Below are 20,143 nucleotides of genomic sequence, written 5' to 3'. Positions count from 1 at the left end.
CTTGACCTGTACACGCCCCTCCTCCGGTGGTGGCATGGGCGTCCCCAGCGGGTCCGCACAGCAGCAGGAGGTCCCATGTTCAAACCGGCGATGTCCACATCGGCGATGATCAGACCCGTGATGATCGGTGGTGCGGCGGTGGCGCTCGTGGCCGCGTCGTTCACACCGTCGTCGGCGGCCGAGCGGGTGCCTCCGCCGGACAGGGTCGTGATCGACGTGGTGACGGTCAACGGATCGGGCTGCCCCGCCGGGACGGCCGCGGTGGCGGTCGCGTCCGACAACACGGCCTTCACCGTCTCCTACAGCAACTACCTCGCCCAGGTCGGCGTCGGCTCGAAGCCGACCGACAACCGCAAGAACTGCCAGCTCGGCCTCAACGTCCACGTCCCGCAGGGCTTCACCTACGCGATCGCCCAGGCCGACTACCGCGGCTTCGCCCACCTCGAACCGGGCGCCACCGGCCTGGAGAAGGCGAGTTACTACTTCCAGGGCACGTCGCAGACGACGGCCGTGAGCCACCGCTTCACCGGTCCCGCCGACGACGACTGGCAGACGACCGACACCACGGACGCGAGCTCCCTCGTCTACGCCCCGTGCGGCGCCTCACGGATCCTCAACGTGAACACCGAGCTGCGGGCGGGCGCCGGTACCTCCGATCCGGCGACGACCACCAGCTACATGGCGATGGACTCGACCGACGGCAGCGTCAACACCCTCTACCACTTCTCCTGGAAGGCCTGCCCCTGATCAGGTGCCAGGGCTCATGAGGTGATCCCGCGCCGGGCCGGCGGAGACATTGCGGTCCGCCGGCCCGGCGTCAGATGTCCCGCACGTGTCCGATCGGCTCCCGAAAAGCAGGGGAACGAAATGCAGGGGAAGGGGTCTTCGTGTTCAGATCGGTGATGATGTGTGGTGCGGCCGCGGCACTGCTCGCCACGTCGTTCTCGCCGCGCGCAGCGGCTCTGGACGGGGTGCCTCCGCCGGACAAGATCGTGATCGATGTGGTGTCCGTCAACGGATCGGGCTGTCCCACCGGCACGGCGAACGTGGCGGTCTCGCCGGACAACACCGCCTTCACCGTCTCCTACAGCAACTACATCGCCCAGGTCGGCGTGGGATCCAAGCCGACCGACGCCCGCAAGAACTGCCAGCTCGGCCTCAACGTCCATGTCCCGCAGGGCTTCACCTACGCGGTCGCCCAGGCAGACTACCGCGGCTACGCCCACCTGGAGCCGGGCGCCACCGGCCTGGAGAGGGCCAACTACTACTTCCAGGGCATGTCGCAGACGGCCTATATGAATCACCACTTCACCGGCCCGGCCGGCGACGACTGGCAGACCTCCGACACCACGGACCTCGACGCCCTGATCTACGCCCCCTGCGGGGCCATCCGGTACTTCAACATCAACACCGAGCTGCGCGTGGACGCCGGAACCTCCGATCCCACCAGGACGACCAGCCTCCTGGCGATGGACTCGACCGACGGAAACATCAACACGCTCTACCACTTCGCCTGGAAGAAGTGCCCCGAGCACCCGGAGCAGTAGGGACCCGCGCGAAGGTTCATTTTCCGCCAATCCCCGGTGCACCGACGGCCCGCCGGCCCCTCCCGGCGGGCTCCTTGCGCACGAAGGCCCGGCGTCTGGCGTGGTAGGGCGCGGCGCGGTCGAAGAGGACCGCGCGCATCCGGGCCAGCTCCTCCTCCCGGTGGGCGGCCAGCGGCTTGCGGGCCTCGTCCTGCTCCCGCTCGGCCTTCTTCGCCGCGATCCGGGCCCGGGCCGCGGGCGTGTCCGCCAAGTGGACGGCCAGCGCGGCCACTTGCGCGCCGAACTCGCCGGGAGCGGAGTCGACGACGCGGTCCACCAGCCCGATGCCCTCCGCGGCCACCGCGCTGACGGGCAGGGCGTCGTCCATGAGCCGCTCGGCCGTTCCGGCGCCGACGCGGCGCGGCAGGGAGTACGTCCAGTACTCGGAGCCGTACAGCCCCATCAGCCGGTAGTGCGGGTTGAGCACGACCCCGGCTCTGCACCACACCTCGTCCGCGGCGAGCGCCAGCATCACCCCGCCCGCCGCGGCGTTGCCGCCCAGCGCCGAGACCACGAGCCGGTCGGTGGTCGTCAGCACGGCGTGGACCAGGTCGTCCATGGCGTTGATGTTGGCCCAGGACTCCTCGGCCGGGTCCGCGGCCGCCTCGATGACGTTCAGGTGGATCCCGTTGGAGAAGAAGTCCCGGCCGCCGCCGAGGACGAGCACGGAGACCGGCCGGGAGCGGGCGTAGCGGTAGGCGGCGAGCAGCCGCCGGCAGTGGGTCGTGCTCATCGCGCCGCCGGGGAAGGAGAACCGCAGGAAGCCGGTCCGCCCGTCCTCGCGGTAGCGGATGTCGGTCCAGGTGCAGCGGTCGTCCGCCAGGTCGAGCGGGGCCGTCGCCTCGGGGAGGCGTGGCAGCCGGGCGCCCAGCGCGAGCGTCGCCGGCAGCTTGAGCCCCGGGGGCTCCTCCGGTCCGCCGCGCCGGCGCAGCTGCGGGATCCACACCGCGCCGTCGGCGGTCGCCCGGCAGAGGGCGCCCGCCCGGGTGGCGAGCAGTTCGCCCGGAGCGCCCGTCAGCCGGTCCTCGAAGTGCCCGCCGTACAGATACCACTCCTCACCGAGCAGGGTGTCCAGCACGCCGGGCCGCGAGTCCGCGGCGCGCAGCTTGCGCAGGACGGTCTCGGTGGGGTCGCTCTCCCAGTCGATGCGGCGCAGCTCCTGCCGGAAGTACGGGTGCGTCTGCGCCATGGGTTCCTGCGGGACGGGGACGTACGTTCCGGACGCGACGCGCTCCACGGCCAGCCGCACCGCTTCGAGGGCGGCATCGGCGATCTCGTTGCGGTACAGATCGCTCTTGGCCACCGCCGGGACCTGGCAGGCGACAGTCGCCCAGACGTCTCCGGCGCCCGTCTCCTCGGCGGCCTGGAAGACCGTGACGCCCCACTCCCTCACGCCTTCGTGGACCGCCCGGTCCACCGAGGACGGGCCCCGGTCGCCGGGCGGTCCGGGGTGCACCACCAGGCAGGGGTACGCGGAGCACACCTCGCGCGGGACGACCGCGGTGAGGACGGGCGCGAGGATCAGATCCGGGCGGTGGCGCCCCACGATCCCGGCCACGTCCGCCCGGTGCGGCACCTGTTCCACCACCACCGAGTGCCCGTGGTCACCCAGCTCGGCGTAGACGCGCTGGGTGAGGCTGTCGAACGCGTCGGCGAGCAGCAGGATGTTCATGGGCGACCTCCGGACGGATCTCGCGTCGAGCGACAGCGGCGGGGTGGCCCGCGTCGGCGGGACGCCCACGGCGATCCTGACGCCCGCCCGCCCCGCCACGATCGAGGCATGTCTGGAACACCCCGGTATGTCACCCACACGTCCGAGCCCGCCGGCGGTCCCGCCAGGAGGGGCCCGGCACGTGCACGGCGGCACTCGTCATACTGGGCATGTGAGCTCCGCCGCCCCCGTTCCCCCGCCGCCCGTCCGCGACACCGCGGCCTTCCTGACCGGCTGGTGGACGGTCGACCGGACCCTTGTCGATCTACGGACGGACTCCCGCGGGACGTTCCGCGGCACGGCCGAATTCCGGTGGTCCGACGACGGCGCGTGCGTGCTGCACGTCGAGGACGGCGAGCTGAGCTGGAACGGCACGGTCAACCGTGCGGGCCGGACGCTCAAGCTGTTCCCCCGGGCGGACGGCACCGCCGAGGTGACGTTCGCCGACGGCCGGTTCTTCCACGACCTGGACCTGCGCGGCGATTCCTGGACCACCCGCCACCCGTGTGCACCGGACCTCTACGACGGCACTTTCACCGTCGTCTCACCGTGCGAATGGCATGTGCGCTGGCGCACCACAGGACCGGAGAAGGACCAGCTGCTGCGCTCGGTCTACCGTCGGCGGCAGGAACGCTGAGGGCCGGGACCCGACCGTGGCCGCGCCCCGGCCCAGGGGCTATTCGATGATCCGGACGGCGCCGGACGGGCAGAGGTCGGCGGCCTCGCGCGCATCGGGCCGCTGGTCGGCCCCGGGGTCGGACGCGAGTACGGTCACGACGCCGTCGTCGTCCTGCTCGAAGACGCCGGGCGCGGTCAGCGCGCACAGTCCGGCGCCGACGCAGACGCTGCGGTCGGCGGTCACGCGCATGGCCACTCCTTCCGCCGCGGTCACCAGGTGACCGGGAGTTCGTTGACGCCCTGGATCGTGGTGCCGGGGCGGAGCGTGAGCCGGTCGACCGGGACGGCCAGGCGCAGCGTGGGGATGCGGTCGAACAGCGCGGTGATGATCACTTCGAGCTCCAGGCGGGCCAGGTTCTGGCCGAGGCACTGGTGCACTCCGTAGCCGAAGGCGATGTGGTGGCGGGCCGAGCGGCGTACATCGAAGGTGTCCGGTTCCGCGAAGACCGAACCGTCGCGGTTGGCGATGGAGTTGGTGACGATCACGCCGTCGCCGGCCCGGATGAGCTGCCCGTCGATCTCGATGTCGGCCGTCGCGACACGGCTGCCCGCGAGGTCGGCGATGGCGAGGTAGCGCAGCAGTTCCTCGACCGCTCCGGGGGCGAGGCCGGGGTCGGCGCGCAGGGCGGCGAGCTGGTCGGGGTGCTCCAGCAGGGTGATCACGCCGAACGAGGTCATCGAGGCGGTGGTCTCGTGGCCGGCGACGAGCAGCAGCAGGGCGTTCGCGATCAGTCCCTCGCGGTCGATCTCCCCGTTGGCCAGCTGCTCGGCGACGAGGCTGCCGAGCAGCCCCGGGCCGGGCCGGGTCTGCAGTTCGGTGATCAGCCCGTCCATGTAGCGTTCGAGGTCCTGGCGCGCGGCGACCGCGGTCGCCGCGTCCGCCGACTGCACCAGCCGCCTGCTGGCGTCCTGGAAGAAGTCGTGGTCGGCGTAGGGGACACCGAGCAGTTGGCAGATCACCATGGAGGGCACCGGCAGCGCGAAGCTGCCGACCAGGTCCGCGGGTGGGCCCGCGGCGAGCATGTCGTCGATGAAGCCGTGCACGATCCGCTCGATGTCCTCGCGCATGCCCTTCATGCGCTTCACGGTGAACTCGCTGATCGTCATCCGGCGCAGGGGGCCGTGCTCGGGCGGGTCCAGGCCGATGAACGGCCTGCGGCTGTCGCGGAAGCTCGCCACGCGCGCCGAGGTGGCGGGGAAGCCCGCGCGGGTGCGGTCGGAGGACAGCCGGGGGTCGGCCAGCAGCTTGCGCGCGGCCTCGTGCTTGGTCACCACCCATGCGTGGCTGCCGTCGTAGAGGGTCACCCTGCTCAGGGAACGGGGTTCGTCCCGCCAACTGACGTACTGCTCCGGCAGTTGATAGGGACAGGTGCGGTCGTCGGGGAATGCGGGGGCGTCTTCGGTCTGGGGCGTCGCAACGGTCTCGGTCATCGATCCCCTCGAGCTCTCTGACACTTAAAGAACGGTCAGTTCTCTAATTACGAGGCTAAGGTGTCCCCACAAGGAACGCAACGCCCTCTCGACAACCTCTCAGGAGTCCCGGTGTCACCGAACGTCGGCCGGGCCGTCGAATCGGCCGTCGACCACCGCAAAGGCCCTCGCCGGCGGGGCGAGGAGCTGGAGAACGCCATCCTGACGGCGACCCTGGAGGAACTCACCGAGGTGGGCTACGCCGCGCTGACCATGGACCGGGTGGCCTCCCGCGCCCGCACCAGCAAGGCCGCCCTCTACCGCCGTTGGTCCGGCCGGGCCGAACTCGTCCTGGACGCCTGCAAGCTCCGCGCCTTCCCCGAAGGCGAACTCCCCGACACCGGCGCCCTCCGCACCGATGTGATCACCCTGTTGCGGCGGATGTCCGCGCACATGGCCAGCCCCTTCGGGAGCATCCTGCGCGGCCTGCTCGCCGAGATGACGAGCGACCCCGAATTCGCCCGGCTGATCCGGGACCGGGTGTACACCGCCGGGCCCGTGACCATCCGCGCCCTCCTGGAACGGGCCGTCGAGCGCGGCGAGGTCGAACCCTGGATCCTGGGTTCCCGGCGGGTCACGGTCGCAACCGACCTGCTGCGCAACGAGTTCCTGCTGTTCGGCGCGCCCGTCGACGACGGGATCATCACCGACATCGTCGACAGTGTGTACCTGCCGCTGGTCCTGCGCCCGGCCCCGAGGCCGCCGGGCGACACCGGTCCCGCCGGCCCCGCCGGGCGCTGACGGGCGCTCGCGCCCTGCCGGTTCAGCGATTGGCGAGCTGTTCCCGCTTGCGGTCCTGGAGCGTGTGGTCCACGCACACCGCGAGGATGATCATCAGCGTCTCGTCCTCCGGGTCCAGCACGTCGACCGCGTAGGCGTCCCGCATGGTGAACCAGCGCCGGGAGACATGCGCGAGAGTGGTGCCCTCGTGCTGGATGTCGAACTCGCGGTCCCAGAGGTTGCCGGTGATCCGCAGCCGCCGCCCGTCGTTCAGCGTCACCTTGAACCGGTCCCCGAAGAGCGTGAACGCCCGCTTGCTGATCCGGGCCTCCGGCCAGCCGTCCCGCTTGACCAGGATGGTGTGATGGAGGGTGAACGCCTTCTTGACGATGCTGGCCACTTGATGGCCGTGGGTGTCCACGATGGTGAACGTCGTACGCAACCGCAGCAGTTTCCTGTTGACCTTGTAGATCTTCTCGCGGTGCTCGGTCTCGATCCAGGCTTCTTCGTGAAAGGCCAGCACGCGATCGCGTACCAGGTAGCGCATGGAAAACCCCGTCCACGTCATGTCCGCCAGGCCAGTGGCGCTGTGCCGCCCGAGCGTAGTGATCGGCGCCGCCGGTCTGCCAGCCGACCTTCGCGCCGAGACAGGGATGAGACAAACATGTACCGGCGGGGATCACCTTCCGGCGAGCAGCCTCTCCTCGTCCCCGGCGGACAGGCCGCATTCCAGCGGGGGTTCGCCGCGCTCACGGTCCCAGGCCAGCACGTCGGCCGCCGTCACCGCCAGCGGCGTCGCGGGCAGGCCCGCGGCCCTCGCGCGCGCCGCGCTGCGCTGCTGCGTGGGCCAGTCCGGCCGCACCAGCGGAAACCCCGGCGGCGCCGACGCGGGGTCCACCGGCACGATCTCGACCTCGCTGCCCGCCACCCGCGCACAGGTCTCGATCAGTCCCCCGAGCGTGACCGGCTCGGCCGGACCCACGGCATGGAACGCGCCGGGCCGGTCGTCGAGCAGCAGCCGCACCACCAGCCGGGCCACATCACGGGAGTCGACGACCTGCACGGGCTGCTCGGGACGGCCCGGCAACGCCACCCGCCCACCGCGCGCCGCCCGGCGCAGCCAGTACAGGAACGTGTCCGCCCCGTCGTACGGCCCGACGACCTTCCCCGGGCGCACGACCGTGGCCCGCGCGCCGTACCGGGCCAGCACGTCGTCCTCGCACGCCACCTTGAGGGGCCCGTAGGTGGCCTCGGTCAGCTCCTCGGTGTCGCGGACCGGCGCCCGGCGCGGGGTGTCCTCGTCGGAGCCGGGCCCGACGCCGGTCCGCGCGTACACCGCGTGGCTGGAGATGAAGAGGTACCGGCCGACCCTGCCGCCGAGCGCCTCCATGGCCTGCCCGACGTGGCGCGGTACGTACCCGCTGACGTCGACGACCGCGTCCCAGGTGCCCTCGCCGAGCGCGGTGTAGTCGCCGGTGTCCCGGTCGCCGATGCGCCGCGGCACGCCGGGGAACAGGCTCGCGCCGGTCCTGCCCCGGCCGAACAAGGTCACCTCGGCGCCGTCGCGCAGCGCGTCCTCGACGATCGCGCGGCCGACGAACGAGGTCCCGCCCAGTATCAGAATCCGCATGACGCCCGACGATAACGGCGCCGCGCGCCTCCGGCACTAGGTGACGAGGACCGCGCCCTTCATATCCGGATGGATGTCACAGTGATAACGGAAAGTGCCGGGGGCCGGAAACACCCTGGAGAAGGTGCCGCCCGGGGCGATCACTCCCGAATCCCACAGACCGGTGTCGGACGTCACCGTGTGCGGCACGCCGTTCTCGGCATTGGTCCAGGTGACCGTTTCGCCGGCCCCTACGGGCAGCTCGGCGGGGTTGAAGGCATGGTTGGCGATCGATACGTCGGGCATGACTGCTACCTCCCCCGGCATTGCGGAGTACGAGCCCCCATGTGGCGAATTCCCACCTCAAGGATGGGTGAATCGCCTCCGGAGGACAACGGCGGCGCCTGCAATACACTCTTCCGGTGAACGAGACTCTGCCCCCGTGCCCCGAATGCTCCAGCGCCTACGCCTATGAAATGGGCACGCTCCTGATCTGCCCGGAGTGCGGGCACGAATGGTCGCCCGCGGCCGCGGAACCCGTGAGCGGCGAGGAAGCGGTGATCAGGGATTCGGTCGGCAACGTACTCACCGACGGCGACACGGTGACCGTGGTCAAGACCCTGAAGGTCAAGGGCAGCCCGAGCGGGATCAAGGCGGGCACCAAGGTCCGCAACATCCGGCTCATCGAGGGCGGCGGCGTGGACGGCCACGACATCGACTGCAAGATCGACGGATTCGGCGCGATGCAGCTGAAGTCCAGCGTGGTCCGGAAGGCATAGTGCCGTGACCGGCGATGTCCGCCGGGTTGCCCGCATGCCGGGCCGTCACCTCAGGTAACGCTGTCAGAGGTTCCTCCGGGTTTCGTGTGGAGGATCTCGCGGGCCTGGTCCGCAGCGCGGGCGATGCTCTCGGAGACGAAGTCGACGAAGCGGGCGATGTTCTCCAGGCGGGCGGCGGCCGGGGTGTCGGGGCCGAGGACGCCGACACCCTGCCGCGCGACCTCGCTGAGGTGGGCGGTGGCGCGGGCGCTGGCCATCATGGACTGGTACATGACGTCGTCGTCGACGACATAGCGTTCGCGGCGGCGTTCGTCGCGTTCCCGGCGGACCAGGCCCTGGCCTTCGAGGAACGCGACGGCTTTGGAGACGGACGCCGGACTGACCTGGAGGCGTCCGGCGAGTTCCGAGGCGGTGAGGCTGCCGGCGTCGGTGGTGTAGAGGCCGGCCAGCACCCGGGCCGTCATCTTGGGCAGGCCCGACTGCATGAAGACGGTGGTGAACGTCTCCTCGTACTCGCGAACGGCTTCGGCATCGCGCCCGTACTCCTGTGGAGGCCTGTTGGCATCCCGGGGGGCGGCCTTTCTGCGGCGGTGCGCGCGGTGTTCGGTGGCACGGTGCGCGAGGTCGGCACGGTACGCGGTGGGGCCGCCGTTGCGCATGACCTCGCGCGTGATGGTAGAGGTCGGACGGTCGAGCCGCCTACCGATCTCCGCGTAAGGGAGGCTGTCGGCCAGCCCCAGCGCGATCTGCTGGCGTTCCTGCTGGGTGAGCCTGCCTCCCGGCATCGCGGCCTCCTTCGTGGTCCGTGGTGTCTCCAGGGTAGCGTTCACCCTCGATCCATTGCAACGAATTTGCCACTTTGACCTGCGGTGATGGCGACCACGCGCAACGAATACCGAAGCCCCTGAATCACGCGCTCCCGGGCCTGGCCGGTCGTTGGTGACCGCAGTCGATCTCGTTGCCCTCGGCGTCGGAGACATAGCCGTGGATGCCGTTGAAGTGCACTGTCACCGACCCCGGCCGGTAGTCCACCTCGAAGGGCTCGTTACCGCGCGTCGTCCCGGACCAGAGGCGATCGCCATCCGACGAACCGACCGTCCAGACCACGAAAGTCTCACCAGGGACCAGCCAGTGATCACTCCCGTACGGCTCCAGAACCAGCTCCACCAACTCCTCGCCCCGGTTGTGGACCCGCAGCCGCGCCACCGGGGCCTCATTCGCTGACATCAGCACTCCGTTTCAACGATTCTTGCAAAGCCTTCTTCGCAGAGAACCCTATGCAGAGAAGTCTCTGCAACATACGGTGTCGGCATGCCCGACGAAGCCGAAAGCACGTCACCGCCCGCCAGGCCCACCCGTCGCATCGATGCGCGCAGCCTTCGCGGCCTGGCCCATCCACTGCGGATGCGCATCTTCGAACTGCTGCGTCTTGACGGCCCCGCCACCGCGACCGGGCTCTCCGGGCGGCTCGGGGAGAACACCGGCACCGTCAGCTGGCATCTGCGCCACCTCGCCGAGCACGGCTTCATCGAGGAGGAGACCGGGCGGGGCACCAGGCGCGAGCGCTGGTGGAGAACGGCCGGAGTCGCCAACGAGCTGAACACCACCGACTTCCGGGACGATCCCGACACCCGGGGCGCGCTGTCGGTCTACCTGCACGAGCTGGTGCGGCAGTACACCGGCCGGGTCACGAACTACCTCAGCGAGGACTGGGACGACAGCTGGCGCAGCGCGGGGACCATCTCGGACTGGTCCGATCTGCGAATGACACCGGATCAGCTGGCCGTGCTCAACGCGGAGTTGATGGCCGTCATCGCCCGCCATACCCCTGCCCCCGGCGCGGAACCGGACCCGGACGCGCTCCCCGTCGTCGTGCAGCTCCAGTCCTTTCCCCGCAAGAGACGTGGCGCCTGATGAGCCGGGGCATACGCGGTGGCCTTCTGGGCCGTCACCGCGATTTCCGGCTGCTGTGGTGCGGGGAGACCGCCGGGAAGTTCGGTGCGTCGGTCACCGGGGTGGCGATGCCGCTGGTCGCCGTCTCCACCCTTCATGCCGGCACGTTCGAGGTCGGGTTGCTGACCGCCGCCGCCTGGGTCCCCTGGCTGGTCATCGGTCTGCCGGTCGGGGTCTGGGTGGACCGGATGCGGCGCAGGCCGATCATGCTGGCCGCGGCGGCGGTCTCCTGCCTGCTGTTCGCCGGTGTCCCGGTCGCCGCGTGGGCCGGTCGGCTGAGCATCGGTCTGCTGCTGACCGTCGCGCTGCTGACGGGGACGGCCGCGGTGTTCTTCCAGACCGCCTACAGCGCCTATCTCCCCGGCATTCTGGAACCGGAGGACCAGCCCGAGGGCAATGCCAAACTGCACGGCAGCGCGTCCGCGGCACAGATCGCCGGGCTCGGCTCCGGTGGCCTGATCGCGCAGTTGGCGGGTGCGGTGAACGGGATGTTCGCGAATGCCGCCACGTTCCTGGTGTCCCTCCTGTGCCTGTCGGGCATCCGGCACCGCGAGCCACGCATCACCGGAACCGCACACCGCCCCAAGTCACTGGTCGGCGAGGTCGGAGAGGGGCTGCGGCTGGTCGCGGGCGACCCCTGGCTCCGTACACTGACGCTCTTCGGCGCCGCCTCCAACCTGGCCCTCATGGGATACCAGTCGATCCTGGTGGTCTTTCTGGTACGGGGTGTCGGGCTGGGCCCGGGGCCGGTCGGCGCGCTCATCGCGGCCGCCGGTACCGGAGGCGTCGCCGGGGCCTTCGTCGCGCGCCGGGTCGCCGGCAGGGTCGGCACGGCCCGCGCGACGCTGCTCTTCGAGCTGGGACTGCCCGTGTTCGCCCTGCTCATCCCGCTGACCACCGGCGGAGCGGGGGTTGTGCTGTTCGTGGCAGGGGGCTTCTGCGTCTCCGCCGGTGTCGTCGCCGGCAACGTCGTCAAGGCGAGCTTCCAGCAGCGTTACTGCCCACCCGGGCTCCTCGGTCGCCTCACCGCGACCACCGCTTTCCTCAACTACGGGACGATCCCCCTCGGAGCACTGCTCGGCGGCACGCTCGGCACCGCACTCGGCATCCGCACAGCGATGTGGATCACCACGGCGGGAGTGCCGCTCGCCGCGCTGATCCTGCTCTTCTCCCCCATCGGGCGTTCCCGGGACCTGCCGACGTCGCGCCCACCACGAAGCGCACCGCCGCACGTGACCACCGTCTCAGGTGTCCAGTAGCCGTCCGCGCAGGGCCGTCACCAGGTCGTCATCGACACCGAGTCGCTCGGATGCGTAGCCGTGCACCGATCCGTACCGCGTGGTCAGGTCGGCCATGAAGAGCCGCATGATCCCGGCGGGGGCGCGGCCGTAGGCGGGCCATCTCAGGGTCAGGTCCGGGTAATTGGCGTGCCAGTCGGCGACCAGGCGTTCGGTGGCCAGCCCGGTGAGGGCGAAGTCGGCGGCAATGTCGTCCTCGTGCACCCCGATCAGGGCGAGGACCAGCATGGCCAGCAGGCCGGTGCGGTCCTTGCCGGAGTGGCAGTGGAACACCAGCGGAGCCGTGTCCTCGGCGATGATCTCCAGCGCGCGCCGGAGCTCCTCGACGCCGTCGTGGGCGACCTCGGTGTATTTGTCGGCCAGGAAGCGCGCGGGCTCGACGTCCGGGTCCAGGCCCGCCTGGTCGTACGGCCGGTGCTCGATGCTCAGATTGTGATAGGCGAGCCCCTGCTGGGGCGGGACGCGTCCGCTGCGTTCGATCTCCCAGGGATACCGGAGGTCGATCACGGTGCGGACGCCCAGGGCGAGGAAGCGGTCCTGGTCCTGGCCCCGCAACTTGCCCAGCGAGTCGGAGCGGAACAGCCGCCCCCAGCGCACCGTACGGCCGTCGACGGCCCGGTAGCCGCCCAGATCGCGGAAGTTGTGCAGGCGCTCGAACGCGATATGTCTCCCCACGCGGGCCACCCTATGGCCGCCCGCTCCGCTCCCGACAGCGGCTGGGAGTGACATCACTCCGTGTGGGCGGCGTCCCAGGCCGCATGGGAGGCGGCGATGGCCGGGCGGTGGGCGATCGACCAGTCCGCCAGGGCTTTGACGAGGTGGGTGAGGCTGTGGCCCATCTCCGTCAGCTCGTATTCGACCTGCGGCGGGACCGTGGGGTACACGGTCCGCTTCACCAGCCCGTCGCGCTCCAGGCGCCGGACGGTGAGGGTGAGCATGCGCTGCGAGATGTCGCCGGGGATGGCGCGCTGAAGCTCCTTGAAGCGCCGTATGCCGGAGGCGAGTTCGACCACCACGTACACGGACCACTTGTCGCCCAGCCGGTCCAGCACGTCCCTCACCCCGCACTCGTCCTGCGGCGTCTCACAGACGATCACGGGTCCGTCCGGCACCGGGGCGGTTACCGCGGTGTGCCCTGCTGACATCAATGTGCCTCCTTACGCGATCAAGATTCGCTCCCGAAAATGGAAACACACAGCTCAGGAGGGATATCCCATGATTCTGCTCACCGGTGCCAACGGCGCGCTCGGACAGCTCGTCGCCGCCGAGACGGCGGGGCGGGACGACGTCGTCCTCGGTACCCGCACCCCCCGCTCCACCACCGAGCGGCACGTCGACTTCGACGATCCGTCCTCGCTCGACTTCACCGGCGTGGACACCCTGCTGCTCATCTCCGCGGGGTACGGCGAGGACGATGTCGTCATCGCCCGCCACGACGCGGCGATATCGGCGGCCGAGAGAGCGGGCGTACGGCACATCGTCTACACCAGCCTCAGCGGCGACGGCGACCACCTGACGTACGCGCTGGCCCACCGCTGGACCGAACGCCGTCTCCGGCGCGGCCCCGTGGCGTGGACGATCCTGCGCAACGGGCTCTATGCCGAGTTCCTCGCCGGGATCGCGGCCCCGGGCCCCGACGGGACGATCGCGGCGCCGCTGGGCGCGGGCCGCCTGGCCGCGGTGGCCCGCGCCGACCTCGCGGCAGTGGCGGCCCGGGTGGCGAGCGCGCCGGAGCCGCACGCCGGGCGGGTGTACGAGCTCGTCGGCGAGCGGCCCCTGAGCGGCGCCGACCTGGCGGACGCGATCGGCGGCTCGTACGAACCCGGCTCGCTCGGCGCGGCCCGCGAGGCGATCATCGCCGCCGGCGAGGCGCTGCCCTACCAGGTGCCGATGCTGCTGAGCACGTACTCGGCGATCGCCGGCGGTTTCCTGGACGGCAGCGGGATCGAGGACAACGCCCTGCGCACGCTCCTCGGCCGCGAGCCCCGGCCGGCGCTGGAGGTGTACGAGGCCGCGGTCGCCGCGGCGCGCTGAGGAAGGTGCGGCACGAGGCCGACATCGGGGGCCCGGACGTGCTCGTACGGCAGTTTGGACACTTACCGGCGGCGGAACCGGGGAAGCGTTCGGAGCGACCTACCGGCTGATGGACAGGGGGCGTCAATGCGACGCGTCGTCACGGCACTCGGTGCCCTTGCTGCTGCGTGGATGCTCTCCCTGGCCCTCCCGGGCCCGGCCCACTCCGCGTCCGGAGACCTCGTACTCAACGGCCGCATCTTCGCCAACCCGTCCGGCTGTTACCGCGAGCTCAACGCCCCGTTGTCGGTCCAGAACCGCACCGGCACCGTCGCGTACGTCTTCGCGAGCCGGGACTGCACGGGCCCGGCCCAGACCGTCCCGGCACGTCAGTCCGCGTCCTCCGCGGGAGGCCACAGCGTTCGGATCAGCTGAGCTCCCGACGCCCGGCCTACGCCGCGCAGAACTCGTTGCCTTCCGGGTCTCCGGACACGCGTGTCTAGCGGTTCTGGAGATGCGCTCCGATGGCGACGTTTACGCAGGTCAGCGCGGGTGACGTAACCAACTCGCTCGTGGACGGTATGAAGCCGTCCTATCCCGCCACCTTTGCGAGCGCTGATCAGCCGCGTGCGCTGTCCGCTATCCGCTTGTCGGTCGAGACGGACGAGACCACGAGCCCCGGCCGTCAGCGCGACGCCAACGACACGGCCGCCGCATCCATCGGTGCCCGCGTCATCGGGGAGGCCGTAGACCTCGGAGTCAGTGCGTCCAAGACGACGCCGTTCGAGCGGCCCGAACTGGGCGCGTGGCTGACCCGGCCGGACGAGTTCGACGTGATCCTGTTTTGGCGGCTGGACCGGGCCGTTCGATCGATGGCCGACATGTCCGCGCTGGTCGGCTGGGCGCGCAAGCACGGCAAGCGGCTGGTCTTTGCCGAGGGGCCGGGCGGCTCCCGGCTCGAACTCGACATGTCCAACGTCGTTGGCGAGCTGATTGCAACGCTGCTGGCGTTCGCGGCTCAGATGGAAGCCCAGTCGATCGCTGAACGTGTCCTCGGCGCACAGGCCGCCATGCGCATGATGCCGCTCCGCTGGCGTGGCTCCCGCCCCACGTACGGATACATACCTGCCCCGCTCGAAGGTGGGGGCTGGACCCTCGTACCCGACACGGAAGCCGTCGAAGGGTGCGGCCCGGCCCCGGTGAGCGTGATTGAACGGATCATCCGTGACCTGATGGGCGACCCGGCGCGCGGCGTGGACGGCAAGGCCGTCAGTGCCATTGCCGCTGATCTGAACGCCGAGGGCATCCCGTCGCCCCGTGACTATTGGTCGCTGCGCAAGGGCCGCACCACGGGCGGAAAGACGGGCGGCGCGAAGGGCCAGAAGGCGGTCACGCGCGAGCGGTTCAAGTGGGCCCCGAACATGATCACGAAGCTACTCCGCTCCCCGGCGCTGCTCGGCTGGAAGACCCACAACGGCAAGCCCGTCCGTGACAGCGAGGGTGCGCCGATCCTGTTCACCTCCGATCCGATCCTGACCCGCGCCGAGTACGACGTGGTGGGTGCGCTGCTCGACTCCCGCGCAAAGGACAACAGCAGGGAGCGCAAGGATACGAATGCGCTACTGCTCGCTGTGATCCACTGCGTGAGCTGTAACGGACGCATGTACCTCAACAAGCAATCCAGCAGGGCGAATCAGGCCCCTACATACAAGTGCAACAGTCATGCGCGCGGGGACTTGTGCGCGGCTCCCGCGAACGTCCGGGGCGACTGGGCGGACGAGTACGTGGAACGTGAGTTCCTGGCGCTGGTCGGCGGACTCAGCGTGACGCGCGTGATCGAGATACCCGGCTACGACCCGGCCCCGGAGATCGCGGCGACCCTCGCCGAGTTCAAGGAGCACCAGGAGCAGCAGGGGCGGCAGCGTTCCAAGGCGGCGCGCGAGGAATGGGAGCGTCGTGCGGACGCCCTTGACACCCGGCTCGCTGAGCTGGAGGAGACTCCGAAGGTGGAGCCGCGCCGGGAAGCCGTCAGCACGGGGCGGACGTACGCCGACGAGTGGCGCGACGCCAACACGGCCGGGCGCCGCAGGATGCTCACGGACGCCGGGGCACACCTGACCGTGAAGCGAGGCACGCGCGGCGGGTGGCGACGGCTGGACGAGTCGCGAGTGGCATTCACCATGCAGGAGGGCGAGCACGCGGACGCTGCCGACTTCCTCAGTGCTTCCTATGCAGAGGCTGCGTAAGGCCCGTCAGACGGCCAGCGACGGAGGGGGGGTGCGCCGCTGTGTGTCGAGTGCTGTTCCTGGGGACTGTTTTGGGTTGCCCTATGGGTTTCCTAGGGGTGATCTACTTTGTATGTCAGAATCAACACTCACAACATAACCCCAGGTCAGATGGGGTCCATACGGTGTCGATTCCCTCGCGCTGTGCTGAATCAGTCATTCGCCGTGCGGCTTGCTGGACACCCTTCAACGTTGACGGGTGGGTTTCTCTTGCATTTCTCTGATGCCCGCGATCGGGTCGCCGCTGCTTAACCAACTCACCTCGTGATGAATGAGCGATGGTGGTTGCTCCTCTGCGGTTCGGGGTTCCTTCTCGTCGGTGCGTGGCCGGTCATAATCTCCTGTGGCCGGTCCGCCCGTCGATTACCCCTGAGTGGTCAAGGGTAGCCAACTTCCGCCCTGCGGCGGCATCCGCACTTACCCCAGTCTTCGGCGGGTTGAAGTCACGCGCGCATGTGCGACGTGCTCCTCGCCGGCAGCCCCCTTACCTGCATAGGTCGATGCCGAGACCTAGCGAGTAAGGGGGTTTTGTTATACCCGGATATCGGAGGAAACCACTAGTGCCTAATTTCCCTACTGGCTCGATCGGCGCGGCGGTCGAGAGCAACAGCTTTGCTACACATTCCATGGTCGCCAAGTCGGCTGCTGAACTCCTTAAGGCTGAGCTTGTCCTAGGCCGTCTCGTGTTCCGTGACGCGGGATCCGATTTTGAGGGCGGCGTGGGTGACACAGTTCGCGTGCGCATCCCGAAGGTGGTGGAGGCTCAGTCTTTCACCGGCTCGACTTCCGCTGTGACTACGTCGGTTGCCGAGAGAGTTGTCCCTGTCACCCTGTCGGCACATGGAATGAACGGCGTTCAGCTCTCCGCCAAGGACATGGACCTGAACGTCGAGAATTTTGGCGCACAGGTTCTCGCTCCGCAGGTTGCGGGTATCGCCAAGTTTGCCGAAAAGGCGATTGCCGCGCAGATGCAGACCGTTATTAACGGCGGAACTCTGGAGATCGACCCGAGCAATCCGCGCAAGACGATCACCCGCGCGGGCTCAATTCTCGACGGGCGGGAAGTCGGCGCCAAGACCCGCGTACTGGTGGTTGATCCGAGCGTCAAGGAAGTTCTTCTCAACGACCCGAACCTTTCGAGCGTTGCCGACGCTGGCGATCCTTCCGCGCTACGTGAGGCTCTGGTGGGCCGCCTGCACGGATTCAACGTCTTCATGTCGCCGTATATCACTGGCGCTGTGGCGATGACCCGGGATGCTTTCGCCGCCGCCTTCCGCGCTCCGGCAAAGCCTCAGTCCGTGGTCGGCGCCTCCCAGACTGACGAAAATGGGCAAGGTTACGCATCCACTTGGTTCATGGGCTTTGACCTGGAGACTCGGCAGGAGCGCTCTATCGTGGAGATTTTCGCCGGGGCTACCGTGCTCAATGATCAGTGCGCGGTCGGCCTCAAGCTGGGTGCTCAGCCGTCGCGGCCGGTTGTAACAGCCACTCAGATTCCTGCTACGGGCGGCTCGGTTGCCGGTAGGGCCGACGCTGGCTCGCATGTCCTCATTCACGAGAACGGTGCGGTTGTTGGCGGCGCTCTTACAGACAGCAAGGGCGCTTTCTCGGCTACTGCTCCGTCCGGATGGGCCGCTGGCTCGATCCATTTCGTTGAGGTCACTTCGGTTGCCGGTGGCTATTCGTCCGAGCCTGCACATACTGTTGTTTCCGTCGCCGCCAAGTAAGGGGGACTTGTGACCGAGTTCGAGAATGTGCCTCAGGCGCCACAGGAGCCCGCTGACAGCCTTGACGGTGACCCAGGGGCGGAACCGGCCCCCGAGGATGATTCGGCACCGAAGGCGGGCACTCAGAGCCTCGGGCGGCTTGATGAGCTGATGGCGGAGCGGGACACCGCACGTGCCGAGGTGGAGCAACTGCGGGCATCGATCGCCGAGTTGGAGGCTCGCGCCAAGGATGCCGAACTGTCGGCGCTGCGTGGTCGAGTAGCCCAACGTGTCGGCATACCAGCCGAGTTGACCGATCGGCTACGCGGCGACTCCGAGGCGGAGCTAGAGGCGGACGCGCGAGTGCTGGCCCGGTACGCCTCTGCGCCGACCGGGGGGCTAGGAACCGGAGGGCTTGACCCCACGATGAATGGCACGAGGGACGCGGCGACCATGGCGGCCCGGATGCGAAAGGGGGCGCTAGGTGGCTGACGACGACCCGGCCTCGCTGCCCGGCCAGTGCCGCTACTGCCGTGCGGTCGGATCGTTCGACGGCTGCCCCATGCGGGGGATTCCGGGGCGCTGTCGTCGCGTCGTGCTGGGCGGTCGCCCCGAGGACTACCGGCACCCCCGCCGTGAACGCCAACGCGACGAGCGCACGCGCCGGTGACCAGGCACTTTGCCGCTGATAATCCGCCTTCGATCTGAAGGTGAGAGGTGGGGGATGCCCCCGATTTGGCTCCCTTTTTGACCGCATGCGTATAGCAGGTCGATCCGGCTACGGGTTTTGGCGTCGCCGAAGCCGGGGCCACCTTCGATCAAAAGGTCAGCCTTTCGCCGGCTCGGGGGTGCCGGGGCCCATCAAGCCAGCCACGCCACAGGATCTCGCCACCTTCGATTCCATCCCCAGCCCTCGCGGCCTGCCTCCTCGTTGGGGGTTGGCTGCGGGGGCTTTCGTCGTGTCCGGCACCGACCGCCGGGCGTACGCTGGACGGACGGAGCACGACACCACACGCACTAGGCGGGGACCCATGAGCGCTCTAGGGGAGAACGTCAGGAAGCACCGGCGGCTAGCTGGGCTGACTCAGGAGCAGTTGGCCTACGATGCTGGGCTTGCTCCTTCCACCGTGGCCAAGCTCGAACAAGGTGGCAACGTCCGCATCGAAACCCTTCACATCCTGGCTCGCGCACTCCATGTGAAGACCTCTCAACTCATGGCTTCTGACACACCGGAGCCTGTCCGGGGCGAAGATCCGACGCGCGTAGGGCTCGCCGAATTGCGGAGCGCTCTCACCCCGCCATTGGGGATCACAGACAGCGGCAGCGAAAGGCCCGACGAGGAACCGAACCTTCCCGCGCTCTTGGACGTAATCCGCGCTGGGTCGGCGGCGTACGACTCGGACAACTTCGGTTCTGTGGCTGGCAAGATGCCTGAGACCATCCGGGACGCAAATTCCGCTGTTGCCTACTTTGATAACGGCGAGGAGTACACACAGGCGCTGTCTGCTCGCGCGGAAGCGTACTTGCTGGGCGGCCGATATCTGACACAGGTTCGGCAATATGATCTCGCCTATCACGCTCTGTCCGGCGCGATTCAGGACGCGCGAGCGGTGCAAGACATGAACACGGCCGGGTACGCCGTGGTCATCATGTCGTGGCTTCTGCTGAGGCAAGGCCGATTCGATGATGCGGAGCGAGCGGCTATCGAGACGGCGGACCACCTGGAACCGCGAATCTCGAAAGCGCCCCCGGAAAGGCTCGCCGTATGGGGCTGGCTGGCTCTGCAAGCGGCTGCCGCCTCTGTCCGCAATAACCGCCCCGGCGAGAGCACGGATGCCCGCCGGATTGCCGAGTCTGCCGCTGCCGCCTTGGGAAGGCATCCCAATACCCGGCATCGGTTCGGACGGTTCGATACCGCCGTTGCCGGAATGAAGGGGCTGGAGGATGAGTTGATCTCCGAGAACGGCGACCCCTTCCGTGTGATTGATGAATCCACCGGTAAGGCCCGGTTCTCCGACCGCGCCATGAAGGCCGCCCGCATCGCTGAGACCGATAAGGAATGGAACCGGCACCGACTCACCGTGGCGACGGCGTACATCAAGGTCGGCGAGCATGACAAGGCGCTCGATCGACTGACGGCCGTGGACTACGCGAATCCTCAGTGGCTCCGGCATCAGCGGATGGCACAGGACGTGATGGCGGCGATCGTCCAGCAGCGTAAGCGGAGGCTCACCGCTGAGATGCGCGCCATGGCTAACCACCTGGGCGTGTTGGGCTAGCTACCACGTAGCGCGGTAGTTAGGGGCGATCATGCCTCCAACTGCCGCGCTACGCC

General features: G+C 69.0%; 24 protein-coding genes. 14 read left to right on the top strand and 10 right to left on the bottom strand.

Annotated elements, in window-relative coordinates; translation table 11 throughout:
* The first annotated feature begins 105 nt into the window (after positions 1-105).
* Positions 106-747 carry a DUF4360 domain-containing protein gene (locus tag ABD269_RS31860; protein ID WP_301894588.1) on the top strand — a complete coding sequence of 214 codons (642 nt, stop codon included), beginning with the start codon at positions 106-108 and terminating at the stop codon, positions 745-747.
* A gap of 155 nt (positions 748-902) precedes the next feature.
* Positions 903-1,547 carry a DUF4360 domain-containing protein gene (locus ABD269_RS31855; RefSeq protein WP_301894587.1) on the top strand — a complete coding sequence of 215 codons (645 nt, stop codon included), beginning with the start codon at positions 903-905 and terminating at the stop codon, positions 1,545-1,547.
* 16 nt (positions 1,548-1,563) lie between these two features.
* On the opposite strand, the gene ABD269_RS31850 is transcribed toward ABD269_RS31855, so the two are convergent.
* Positions 1,564-3,258, bottom strand: coding sequence for an enoyl-CoA hydratase-related protein (locus ABD269_RS31850; RefSeq protein WP_344123571.1), 1,695 nt, complete (start codon positions 3,256-3,258; stop codon positions 1,564-1,566).
* Between the two features lie 211 nt (positions 3,259-3,469).
* Here ABD269_RS31850 and ABD269_RS31845 point away from each other — a divergent pair, with 211 nt between their 5' ends.
* Positions 3,470-3,934: a DUF6314 family protein gene (locus tag ABD269_RS31845; protein WP_344123569.1), complete on the top strand. Its 465-nt coding sequence runs from the start codon at positions 3,470-3,472 to the stop codon at positions 3,932-3,934.
* A 39-nt stretch (positions 3,935-3,973) separates the two neighbouring features.
* On the opposite strand, the gene ABD269_RS31840 is transcribed toward ABD269_RS31845, so the two are convergent.
* Both ABD269_RS31840 and ABD269_RS31835 read right to left on the bottom strand, forming a co-directional pair.
* Entirely contained in the window at positions 3,974-4,165 is a 192-nt protein-coding gene (locus tag ABD269_RS31840; RefSeq protein WP_344123567.1) for a ferredoxin, read from the bottom strand.
* A 20-nt stretch (positions 4,166-4,185) separates the two neighbouring features.
* Complete coding sequence (locus ABD269_RS31835) at positions 4,186-5,406, bottom strand: cytochrome P450 (protein ID WP_344123565.1); 1,221 nt, start codon at positions 5,404-5,406, stop codon at positions 4,186-4,188.
* 111 nt (positions 5,407-5,517) lie between these two features.
* On the opposite strand from ABD269_RS31835, the gene ABD269_RS31830 reads away from it, so the two are divergent.
* Positions 5,518-6,186, top strand: a complete 669-nt coding sequence (locus ABD269_RS31830) for a TetR/AcrR family transcriptional regulator (RefSeq protein WP_344123563.1) — start codon at positions 5,518-5,520, stop codon at positions 6,184-6,186.
* 22 nt (positions 6,187-6,208) lie between these two features.
* On the opposite strand, the gene ABD269_RS31825 is transcribed toward ABD269_RS31830, so the two are convergent.
* The 3 genes from ABD269_RS31825 to ABD269_RS31815 form a co-directional block, all read right to left on the bottom strand.
* Positions 6,209-6,712: an LURP-one-related/scramblase family protein gene (locus ABD269_RS31825; protein WP_301889835.1), complete on the bottom strand. Its 504-nt coding sequence runs from the start codon at positions 6,710-6,712 to the stop codon at positions 6,209-6,211.
* A 132-nt stretch (positions 6,713-6,844) separates the two neighbouring features.
* Entirely contained in the window at positions 6,845-7,795 is a 951-nt protein-coding gene (locus ABD269_RS31820; protein WP_344123559.1) for an NAD-dependent epimerase/dehydratase family protein, read from the bottom strand.
* A 36-nt stretch (positions 7,796-7,831) separates the two neighbouring features.
* The gene (locus ABD269_RS31815) at positions 7,832-8,080 is read right to left on the bottom strand and encodes a cupredoxin domain-containing protein (RefSeq protein ID WP_344123557.1); all 249 of its coding nucleotides are present in this window, start codon (positions 8,078-8,080) and stop codon (positions 7,832-7,834) included.
* A 116-nt stretch (positions 8,081-8,196) separates the two neighbouring features.
* Between ABD269_RS31815 and ABD269_RS31810 the strand changes: the two genes are divergently transcribed.
* On the top strand, positions 8,197-8,553 hold the full coding sequence (locus ABD269_RS31810; protein ID WP_344123555.1) for a zinc ribbon domain-containing protein YjdM: 357 nt from the start codon (positions 8,197-8,199) through the stop codon (positions 8,551-8,553).
* A gap of 50 nt (positions 8,554-8,603) precedes the next feature.
* Here the strand turns inward: ABD269_RS31810 and ABD269_RS35470 are convergent, their stop codons facing one another.
* Together ABD269_RS35470 and ABD269_RS31795 are read right to left on the bottom strand one after the other, a co-directional pair.
* A complete protein-coding gene (locus tag ABD269_RS35470; protein ID WP_425573026.1) occupies positions 8,604-9,338 on the bottom strand; it encodes a GbsR/MarR family transcriptional regulator in 735 nt (244 codons plus the stop codon).
* A gap of 124 nt (positions 9,339-9,462) precedes the next feature.
* On the bottom strand, positions 9,463-9,780 hold the full coding sequence (locus tag ABD269_RS31795) for a hypothetical protein (RefSeq protein WP_344123553.1): 318 nt from the start codon (positions 9,778-9,780) through the stop codon (positions 9,463-9,465).
* An 84-nt stretch (positions 9,781-9,864) separates the two neighbouring features.
* Between ABD269_RS31795 and ABD269_RS31790 the strand changes: the two genes are divergently transcribed.
* Together ABD269_RS31790 and ABD269_RS31785 are read left to right on the top strand one after the other, a co-directional pair.
* Complete coding sequence (locus ABD269_RS31790) at positions 9,865-10,467, top strand: helix-turn-helix domain-containing protein (RefSeq protein WP_301889825.1); 603 nt, start codon at positions 9,865-9,867, stop codon at positions 10,465-10,467.
* Entirely contained in the window at positions 10,467-11,765 is a 1,299-nt protein-coding gene (locus ABD269_RS31785; RefSeq protein ID WP_344123550.1) for an MFS transporter, read from the top strand. The genes ABD269_RS31790 and ABD269_RS31785 overlap by 1 nt, the downstream gene beginning before the upstream one ends.
* Here ABD269_RS31785 and ABD269_RS31780 read toward each other — a convergent pair.
* Together ABD269_RS31780 and ABD269_RS31775 are read right to left on the bottom strand one after the other, a co-directional pair.
* Positions 11,751-12,479: a tyrosine-protein phosphatase gene (locus ABD269_RS31780; protein WP_344123548.1), complete on the bottom strand. Its 729-nt coding sequence runs from the start codon at positions 12,477-12,479 to the stop codon at positions 11,751-11,753. The two genes, ABD269_RS31785 and ABD269_RS31780, sit on opposite strands and share 15 nt — an antisense overlap.
* 53 nt (positions 12,480-12,532) lie before the next feature.
* A complete protein-coding gene (locus ABD269_RS31775; RefSeq protein WP_344123546.1) occupies positions 12,533-12,949 on the bottom strand; it encodes a winged helix-turn-helix transcriptional regulator in 417 nt (138 codons plus the stop codon).
* Between the two features lie 70 nt (positions 12,950-13,019).
* Between ABD269_RS31775 and ABD269_RS31770 the strand changes: the two genes are divergently transcribed.
* From ABD269_RS31770 to ABD269_RS31740, 7 genes are all read left to right on the top strand, one after another.
* Positions 13,020-13,838: an NAD(P)H-binding protein gene (locus ABD269_RS31770; protein WP_344123544.1), complete on the top strand. Its 819-nt coding sequence runs from the start codon at positions 13,020-13,022 to the stop codon at positions 13,836-13,838.
* A 126-nt stretch (positions 13,839-13,964) separates the two neighbouring features.
* Positions 13,965-14,252, top strand: coding sequence for a hypothetical protein (locus ABD269_RS31765; RefSeq protein WP_344123542.1), 288 nt, complete (start codon positions 13,965-13,967; stop codon positions 14,250-14,252).
* An 89-nt stretch (positions 14,253-14,341) separates the two neighbouring features.
* On the top strand, positions 14,342-16,063 hold the full coding sequence (locus ABD269_RS31760; RefSeq protein WP_344123540.1) for a recombinase family protein: 1,722 nt from the start codon (positions 14,342-14,344) through the stop codon (positions 16,061-16,063).
* A 665-nt stretch (positions 16,064-16,728) separates the two neighbouring features.
* The gene (locus ABD269_RS31755) at positions 16,729-17,829 is read left to right on the top strand and encodes a major capsid protein (protein WP_344123538.1); all 1,101 of its coding nucleotides are present in this window, start codon (positions 16,729-16,731) and stop codon (positions 17,827-17,829) included.
* Positions 17,830-17,838: 9 nt separating this feature from the next.
* On the top strand, positions 17,839-18,300 hold the full coding sequence (locus ABD269_RS31750; protein ID WP_344123536.1) for a hypothetical protein: 462 nt from the start codon (positions 17,839-17,841) through the stop codon (positions 18,298-18,300).
* Positions 18,293-18,478: a hypothetical protein gene (locus tag ABD269_RS31745; protein ID WP_344123534.1), complete on the top strand. Its 186-nt coding sequence runs from the start codon at positions 18,293-18,295 to the stop codon at positions 18,476-18,478. Before ABD269_RS31750 ends, ABD269_RS31745 begins: the two co-directional genes overlap by 8 nt.
* Before the next feature lie 361 nt (positions 18,479-18,839).
* Positions 18,840-20,087, top strand: coding sequence for a helix-turn-helix domain-containing protein (locus tag ABD269_RS31740; protein WP_344123532.1), 1,248 nt, complete (start codon positions 18,840-18,842; stop codon positions 20,085-20,087).
* Positions 20,088-20,143 lie beyond the last annotated feature (56 nt).

This window comes from Streptomyces blastmyceticus (assembly GCF_039521185.1).
GTDB classification, from domain to species: domain Bacteria; phylum Actinomycetota; class Actinomycetes; order Streptomycetales; family Streptomycetaceae; genus Streptomyces; species Streptomyces blastmyceticus.
Note: the sequence above shows the minus strand (reverse complement) of the source record. Positions and strands in the feature narration are given on the sequence as shown.

What these genes read in the sequence shown, in the direction of transcription:
- ABD269_RS31860 (WP_301894588.1), top strand. Translation starts at nt 106, where the DNA reads ATGATCAGACCCGTGATGATCGGTGGTGCGGCGGTGGCGCTCGTGGCC.
- ABD269_RS35470 (WP_425573026.1), bottom strand. Translation starts at nt 9,338, where the DNA reads ATGCCGGGAGGCAGGCTCACCCAGCAGGAACGCCAGCAGATCGCGCTG.
- ABD269_RS31855 (WP_301894587.1), top strand. Translation starts at nt 903, where the DNA reads ATGATGTGTGGTGCGGCCGCGGCACTGCTCGCCACGTCGTTCTCGCCG.
- ABD269_RS31795 (WP_344123553.1), bottom strand. Translation starts at nt 9,780, where the DNA reads ATGTCAGCGAATGAGGCCCCGGTGGCGCGGCTGCGGGTCCACAACCGG.
- ABD269_RS31770 (WP_344123544.1), top strand. Translation starts at nt 13,020, where the DNA reads ATGATTCTGCTCACCGGTGCCAACGGCGCGCTCGGACAGCTCGTCGCC.
- ABD269_RS31840 (WP_344123567.1), bottom strand. Translation starts at nt 4,165, where the DNA reads ATGCGCGTGACCGCCGACCGCAGCGTCTGCGTCGGCGCCGGACTGTGC.
- ABD269_RS31785 (WP_344123550.1), top strand. Translation starts at nt 10,467, where the DNA reads ATGAGCCGGGGCATACGCGGTGGCCTTCTGGGCCGTCACCGCGATTTC.
- ABD269_RS31740 (WP_344123532.1), top strand. Translation starts at nt 18,840, where the DNA reads ATGAGCGCTCTAGGGGAGAACGTCAGGAAGCACCGGCGGCTAGCTGGG.
- ABD269_RS31755 (WP_344123538.1), top strand. Translation starts at nt 16,729, where the DNA reads ATGGTCGCCAAGTCGGCTGCTGAACTCCTTAAGGCTGAGCTTGTCCTA.
- ABD269_RS31815 (WP_344123557.1), bottom strand. Translation starts at nt 8,080, where the DNA reads ATGCCCGACGTATCGATCGCCAACCATGCCTTCAACCCCGCCGAGCTG.
- ABD269_RS31760 (WP_344123540.1), top strand. Translation starts at nt 14,342, where the DNA reads ATGGCGACGTTTACGCAGGTCAGCGCGGGTGACGTAACCAACTCGCTC.
- ABD269_RS31850 (WP_344123571.1), bottom strand. Translation starts at nt 3,258, where the DNA reads ATGAACATCCTGCTGCTCGCCGACGCGTTCGACAGCCTCACCCAGCGC.
- ABD269_RS31765 (WP_344123542.1), top strand. Translation starts at nt 13,965, where the DNA reads ATGCGACGCGTCGTCACGGCACTCGGTGCCCTTGCTGCTGCGTGGATG.
- ABD269_RS31825 (WP_301889835.1), bottom strand. Translation starts at nt 6,712, where the DNA reads ATGCGCTACCTGGTACGCGATCGCGTGCTGGCCTTTCACGAAGAAGCC.
- ABD269_RS31835 (WP_344123565.1), bottom strand. Translation starts at nt 5,406, where the DNA reads ATGACCGAGACCGTTGCGACGCCCCAGACCGAAGACGCCCCCGCATTC.
- ABD269_RS31820 (WP_344123559.1), bottom strand. Translation starts at nt 7,795, where the DNA reads ATGCGGATTCTGATACTGGGCGGGACCTCGTTCGTCGGCCGCGCGATC.
- ABD269_RS31775 (WP_344123546.1), bottom strand. Translation starts at nt 12,949, where the DNA reads ATGTCAGCAGGGCACACCGCGGTAACCGCCCCGGTGCCGGACGGACCC.
- ABD269_RS31790 (WP_301889825.1), top strand. Translation starts at nt 9,865, where the DNA reads ATGCCCGACGAAGCCGAAAGCACGTCACCGCCCGCCAGGCCCACCCGT.